This window comes from Streptomyces sp. NPDC036813 (assembly GCF_055609245.1).
On sequence record NZ_JBVJPV010000010.1, the window covers coordinates 223,774 to 230,431 of the forward strand.

A 6,658-nucleotide genomic window follows, 5' to 3' on the forward strand; every position below is an offset into this window, starting at 1 on the left:
AGCATCGGACGCATGCTGCTGCGGTGCGTCCCCCGGGTGGTGCTGTGCCTCCTCGCCCTGCTGGTCGGGTGCTCCCCGACCCAGGGCGCCTCGACCGGCCCGCCCTGGGCGAAGGGCATGGCCACCGTCAGGGCGGCCGACCTGCCGGCCGAGGCCCGGCGCACGCTCGTCCTCATCGACCGGGGCGGCCCCTTCCCGTACACCAGGGACGGGGTCGTCTTCGGCAACGTCGAGGGGCGGCTGCCGCGGCACCCGCGCGGCTACTACCACGAGTACACCGTCCCGACGCCGGGCTCGCGCGACCGCGGGGCCCGGCGCCTCGTCACCGGACAGGGCGGCGAGACGTACTACACCGACGACCACTACGACTCGTTCAGGGCGGTACTGAGATGACGCAAGCCGTGGTCACCCTGGATCTCGGCGGGGTCACGGACAAGGCGGCCCTGATGGACCGCTGTGCCCGGGACCTGCGGCTGCCGGACTGGTTCGGCCGCAACTGGGACGCCCTCGCCGACGTCCTCTCCGACCCCGGCCTGTGGCCTGCCCACGCCGAGCCGCTGGTCGTCGTGCGGAACTGGGGGCCGTACGCGCAGGCGCGTCCCGACGAGTGGGACACGGCGCGGGAGGTGTTCTCACAGGCCACAGCCGTCACCGTGGCACTCGTTCTCGGATGATCCTCCAAGGGTGCCCCTGACCAGCCTGGACGAACCGACTGTGCCCCGGGATCCAGCCGGCATGGGAGAATGAAGTACGTGCTCTTTCCCCTTGGCACACCTGCCAGGGGGTCACCTCTGAACGACTGGGATGTGCAGCACGTGCGTTTCCTCAACGACATCCAGCCCCCGTACGACCTGACGTACGACGACGTCTTCATGGTGCCGAGCCGCTCCGCGGTCGGCTCGCGTCAGGGCGTGGACCTCAGCTCCCCGGACGGCACGGGCACCACCATCCCGCTCGTCGTCGCCAACATGACCGCCATCGCCGGCCGCCGCATGGCCGAGACGGTGGCCCGCCGCGGCGGCCTCGTGGTGATCCCGCAGGACATCCCGATCGAGGTCGTCACCGAGGTCGTCTCCTGGGTCAAGAGCCGCCACCTCGTGCTGGACACCCCGATCGTGCTGGCCCCCCACCAGACCGTCGCCGACGCCCTCGCCCTGCTGCCCAAGCGGTCGCACAACGCCGGTGTGGTCGTCGACGAGGAGCAGCGGCCCATCGGTGTCGTCACCGACGCCGACCTGTCCGGCGTGGACCGCTTCACGCAGCTCGAGGTCGTCATGTCCAAGGACCTGCTGCTGCTCGACGCGGACATCGACCCGCGCGAGGCCTTCAACACCCTCGACCACCACAACCGGCGCTACGCCCCGGCCGTGGACCAGGACGGCCGCCTCGCCGGCATCCTCACCCGCAAGGGCGCCCTGCGCGCCACCCTGTACACCCCGGCCGTGGACGCGAAGGGCAAGCTGCGCATCGCCGCGGCCGTCGGCATCAACGGTGACGTCGCGGGCAAGGCCAAGCAGCTGCTGGACGCGGGCGTCGACACCCTCGTCATCGACACCGCGCACGGCCACCAGGAGTCGATGATCAGCGCCGTCAAGCTGGTGCGCGCGCTCGACCCGCAGGTGCCGATCGTGGCGGGCAACATCGTCGCCGCCGAGGGCGTCAAGGACCTCGTCGACGCAGGCGCGGACATCATCAAGGTCGGTGTCGGCCCCGGCGCCATGTGCACCACCCGCATGATGACCGGCGTGGGCCGGCCGCAGTTCTCCGCCGTCCTGGAGTGCGCCGCCGAGGCGAAGAAGTACGGCAAGCACGTGTGGGCCGACGGCGGTGTCCGCCACCCCCGCGACGTGGCCATGGCCCTCGCGGCCGGCGCGTCCAACGTCATGATCGGCTCCTGGTTCGCCGGGACCTACGAGTCCCCGGGCGACCTCCAGCACGACGCCCAGGGCCGTGCCTACAAGGAGTCCTTCGGCATGGCCTCCGCGCGGGCCGTGCGCAACCGCACGTCCGAGGAGTCGGCCTACGACCGCGCCCGCAAGGCGCTGTTCGAGGAGGGCATCTCCACCTCCCGCATGTTCCTCGACCCGGCCCGCCCGGGCGTCGAGGACCTGATCGACTCGATCATCGCGGGCGTCCGCTCCTCCTGCACCTACGCCGGCGCCAACAACCTGGAGGAGTTCGCCGACCGCGCGATCGTCGGCATCCAGAGCGCCGCCGGCTACGCCGAGGGCAAGCCGCTGCACGCCAGCTGGAGCTGACCCGCCACCTCCCCGCGCCACCGGCTCCCGTCGAACGACGGGGGCCGTTCGCGTTCCCGGACCGGCCGTCGTCGTCCCTGCGTCGCAGCGGACACCCCGCGCGGTCTTGTACGCACGGCTCCCGACCTGCTGAAACGGGTGCATATGCAATGGTCGAAACCCCTGGCGCAACGAAAACCCGTCTGACCCGGAGCAACGCAACGATCATGCGGATGCACGCAAGGTTGCTGCATTACAGCGGCAACGTCCGGCCTCATAGAGTGTCGCGCTGAACGTGGTGTGGCGGGGACCCCGCTCGGTGGTTCCCGTGGGATGGGGTGCCGCCGGTCTCCGCCCCCTGAACGGCAGCGATAAGGAGCCGCGCGTGCTCGACCAAGGCGCACCCCCGCAGAACAGCACCACCCGGACCGCCCCCGTCTCCCCGCTGGGCGGCCTCATGCGCCGCAAGCCCGTGGAGCGCCTGGTCGCCGAGGGCGGCCACGGCGAAGGAGGCAGCCTCCGCCGCTCCCTCGGGCTGTGGCAGCTGACCATGATCAGCATCGGTGCCACCCTCGGCACCGGCATCTTCGTCGTCCTCGGCGAGGCCGTCCCCAAGGCGGGCCCGGCCGTCACCCTGTCGTTCGTCATAGCCGGCCTCACGGCCCTCTTCTCGGCCCTCTCCTACGCCGAGCTTGCGGGCACCATCCCGGTCGCCGGCTCCTCCTACTCGTACGCCTACGCCACCATGGGCGAGCTGATCGCCTGGGTCTGCGGCTGGTGCCTGCTGCTGGAGTACGGCGTCTCGGTCGCCGCCGTGGCCGTCGGCTGGGGCGAGTACCTGAACGAGCTGCTGGACGGCACCATCGGCGTGACCATCCCGGCCGCCTTCGCCAACCCGCCCGGCGTCGACGGCGGCATCTTCAACCTGCCGGCCCTCATCGTCGTCGTCCTCGCCATGGTGTTCCTGCTCGGCGGCGCCAAGGAGTCCGCGCGGGCCAACACCATCATGGTGTGCGTGAAGATCGCCGCGCTGATCCTGTTCTGCGCCATCGGCTTCATGGGCTTCAAGTCCGGCAACTACTCCCACTTCATGCCGCTCGGCATGGCCGGCGTCAGCGCGGCCGGCGCCACGCTGTTCTTCTCCTACATCGGCTTCGACGCCGCCTCCACAGCCGGTGAGGAGGCCAAGAACGCCCAGCGTGACCTGCCCCGCGCGATCATCCTGTCGCTGGTCATCGTGACCGCGCTGTACGTGCTGGTCGCCGCCGTCGCCGTCGGCGCGAAGCCGTGGCGGAAGTTCAACGACTCCGAGGCCGCGCTCGCCCAGATCATGACGGACGTCACCGGCCAGAGCTTCTGGGGCACCCTGCTGGCGTTCTGCGCGGTGATCGCCATCGCCAGCGTCGTCCTGACCGTGCTCTACGGCCAGACCCGCATCCTGTTCGCCATGTCCCGCGACGGCCTGGTGCCCAAGATCTTCGCCAAGGTCAACCCGAAGACCGGCGCGCCGCGCGCCAACACAGTGATCGTCTCCCTGTTCTGCGGTGTCCTCGCCGCGGCGATCCCGCTCGGCCAGCTCGCCGACGCCACCAGCATCGGAACCCTCTTCGCCTTCGCGCTGGTCAACATCGCCGTAGTGATCCTGCGCCGCACCCGCCCCGAGATGAACCGCACCTTCCGCGTGCCGCTGTCCCCGATCCTGCCCGCCCTCGGCTTCGCCTTCTGCGTCTGGATGATGGGCAGCCTCTCCGCCGTCACCTGGGTGGTCTTCGGTGTCTGGATGGCCGTCGGGCTCGTGTTCTACTTCAGTTACGGCTACCGCCGCTCCCGACTCGCCGTGCCTGACCAGAAGTGAAGTGAACAACCGCCCGTGCTGAACGATCTCGACGAACGCATCGTGCACGCCCTCGCCGAGGACGCCCGCCGCTCCTACGCGGACATCGGGCAGCTCGTAGGCCTGTCCGCGCCCGCCGTCAAGCGGCGCGTGGACAGGCTGCGGGCCACCGGAGCCATCACCGGCTTCACCGTCCGCGTCGACCCGGCGGCCCTCGGCTGGGAGACCGAGGGGTTCGTCGAGATCTACTGCCGCCGCAACACCTCGCCGGACACCATCAAGCGGGGCCTGGAGCGGTACCAGGAGGTCGTGGCCGCGTCGACCGTCACCGGCGACGCGGACGCCGTCGCCCAGGTCTTCGCCTCCGACATGCGCCACTTCGAGCGCGTCCTGGAGCGCATCGCGGGGGAGCCGTTCGTGGAACGCACGAAATCGGTCCTCGTCCTCTCCCCGCTGCTGCGCCGCTTCTCGTCGGGCTCACCGACCTGACGCTCCGCTGGTGGGGGCACGTTCGCCCACCGCCGACAGCAGGTGCCGCACGGCCATCGTGTGCGCGCCCGTGCCGATGACGAACCGCCGGTAGACGGCGCCCGCCGGCCCGGGGAACCGGGCACGCGTGACGGCCCGCACCCGGGTGTGCCGCGGACCGACCGCTTCCAGCCGGAAGAACAGCGCGTACGACGCGAACCGGTGCCGGCCCACCAGAGTCAGCTCCCGCCCCGGGTCCGCGACGGCCACCCGGAAGCCGAGCAGGGTCGACCCCTCGGCCAGCGGCCGGGGCCCGGACGCCGCGCGGTCGGCGCACCCCAGCAGCCGCACCACGCGCCCCCACCGGCCCCCGGACCCCTCCAGTACGTCGCCCAGAGCGCGCCAGACGACGTCCGGCTCCGCGGCGACCAGCGCCGTGTGCTCGTCGACGAACGGCAGGGCGAGAATCTCGGCGTGCTGCATCACGGAGTCCCCTTCACATGGCAGTCGGCTCCGGCCCCGCAGTTTCCCGCGCGGCCCGCACGGACCGCCTCCTCCACCGGAGGGACCTCACCCCCCGCACGGCGGAGACGCGGGCCGGGCGCCTCCTCCCCGAGAACTACCTGTACGACCGCGCCCGCCGGGCCTACCATCGCTGCCATGACCTGGCGACATTGATCCTCCCGCCGCGCCTCCCGAGGGCCGCCTCGGACGCCGCACGTCCGGCGTCCGATCCGTCCCTGCGGGAAGGCCTCATGACTCACTCACGCGCGCAACGGCTCGCGTTCACTCTGTACGCGTACACGTTCCTGGACGACTGCGTCCTGCTCTACCCCGTGTACGCCCTGCTCTTCGCCGACACCGGCCTGTCGGTCGGCGAGATCTCCTCCCTCTTCGCCCTCTGGTCGGCGACCGGCGTCCTGCTGGAGGTCCCCTCCGGGGCCTGGGCCGACGCGGTCTCCCGCCGTCTGCTGCTGTGGCTCGGCCCGCTGCTGACGGCAGCCGGCTTCACCCTCTGGGTGCTGCACCCGGCGTACTGGTCCTTCGCCCTCGGCTTCGTCCTGTGGGGCACCCGCGGTGCCCTGGCCTCCGGGGCCCTGGAGGCCCTGATCCACGACGAACTCGACCGGCTCGGCGCGGCCGACCGCTATCCCCGGCTGATGGGCCGCGCCCGGGCGGCCGGACTGCTCGGCGTGATGACCGCGACGGCAGTGGCCGGGCCCGTGCTGCGGGCCGGCGGCTACCCGGCGGTCGGCGCGGCCAGCGTCCTGGCCTGCCTGCTGACGACCGCCGTCGCCACGGGCTTCCCGGAACACCGGCCCGCGGCCGCCGATCCTTCGGAAGGCTGGTCGGCGACCCTGCGCTCCGGCCTGGCGACGGTCCGCGGTGGCCGCCGGGTCCGGGCGGCGGTGCTGCTGGTCCCGGCCGTGTCGGCGATCTGGGGCGCGCTCGACGAGTACACGCCGCTGCTGGTCCGCGAGACGGGGGTGGCGGAGGTGTCGGTCCCCTTCTTCCTTCTCCTCATCTGGGCCGGCGCCACAGCGGGCGGCCTGCTCGCCGGCCCGTGCGCCCGCCTGCCCTCACGCGGACTGGCTGCGGTGCTGGCAGCGGGGGCGTTGGCCCTGTCCACGGGCGCGCTCGCCCGCACCCCGGCCGGGCTGCCCCTGATCGCCCTCTCCTTCGGTGCCTTCCAGCTGACGACGGTCCTGGCGGACGCCCGCCTCCAGCAACGCCTCGACGACACCACCCGCGCGACGGTGACGTCCCTGGCGGGCCTCGGCACCGACCTGACCACGATCGCGGTCTACGGCACGTACGCGGCCATGACGACCCGCCTGGACCATGCGACGACGTTCACGGCGTTGGCTGCCCCGTACCTGCTCACAGCAGCGCTGCTGCTGTACCGACGACGCTGACATGCGGCCGGCCTGGGGTGGGACGCGCAACCCCCGGCGCTGACGGGGCGCCGCCCGCGCCCCCGCTGCAAAGCGGGTCGAGACGCGCACCACGACGTTGCCGCACTCGCGTACGGCGGTGAGGGGCCGGGGTGGGGGGTGTCCGCCCGCAGCGTCCGGCACCGGGCAAGGGCGCCGTCCTCGGAAACGGCCGGCCGGACCGA

At 72.1% G+C, this 6,658-nt stretch carries 7 protein-coding genes; 6 read left to right on the top strand and 1 reads right to left on the bottom strand.

The window, feature by feature from the left end:
- The first annotated feature begins 12 nt into the window (after window positions 1–12).
- From ACZ67Q_RS22105 to ACZ67Q_RS22125, 5 genes are all read left to right on the top strand, one after another.
- A complete protein-coding gene (locus ACZ67Q_RS22105; protein WP_471184669.1) occupies window positions 13–393 on the top strand; it encodes a guanyl-specific ribonuclease in 381 nt (126 codons plus the stop codon).
- Window positions 390–674, top strand: a complete 285-nt coding sequence (locus tag ACZ67Q_RS22110; protein ID WP_471184672.1) for a barstar family protein — start codon at window positions 390–392, stop codon at window positions 672–674. Before ACZ67Q_RS22105 ends, ACZ67Q_RS22110 begins: the two co-directional genes overlap by 4 nt.
- A gap of 141 nt (window positions 675–815) precedes the next feature.
- Complete coding sequence (locus tag ACZ67Q_RS22115) at window positions 816–2,258, top strand: GuaB1 family IMP dehydrogenase-related protein (RefSeq protein ID WP_471184855.1); 1,443 nt, start codon at window positions 816–818, stop codon at window positions 2,256–2,258.
- Between the two features lie 364 nt (window positions 2,259–2,622).
- Window positions 2,623–4,092, top strand: coding sequence for an amino acid permease (locus ACZ67Q_RS22120; RefSeq protein WP_471184675.1), 1,470 nt, complete (start codon window positions 2,623–2,625; stop codon window positions 4,090–4,092).
- 15 nt (window positions 4,093–4,107) lie between these two features.
- The gene (locus tag ACZ67Q_RS22125; RefSeq protein WP_361635011.1) at window positions 4,108–4,560 is read left to right on the top strand and encodes an Lrp/AsnC family transcriptional regulator; all 453 of its coding nucleotides are present in this window, start codon (window positions 4,108–4,110) and stop codon (window positions 4,558–4,560) included.
- Here ACZ67Q_RS22125 and ACZ67Q_RS22130 read toward each other — a convergent pair.
- Window positions 4,549–5,022 carry a hypothetical protein gene (locus ACZ67Q_RS22130; RefSeq protein WP_471184857.1) on the bottom strand — a complete coding sequence of 158 codons (474 nt, stop codon included), beginning with the start codon at window positions 5,020–5,022 and terminating at the stop codon, window positions 4,549–4,551. The genes ACZ67Q_RS22125 and ACZ67Q_RS22130 overlap by 12 nt on opposite strands.
- 272 nt (window positions 5,023–5,294) lie before the next feature.
- On the opposite strand from ACZ67Q_RS22130, the gene ACZ67Q_RS22135 reads away from it, so the two are divergent.
- The gene (locus ACZ67Q_RS22135) at window positions 5,295–6,455 is read left to right on the top strand and encodes an MFS transporter (protein WP_471184677.1); all 1,161 of its coding nucleotides are present in this window, start codon (window positions 5,295–5,297) and stop codon (window positions 6,453–6,455) included.
- Window positions 6,456–6,658: the final 203 nt, after the last annotated feature.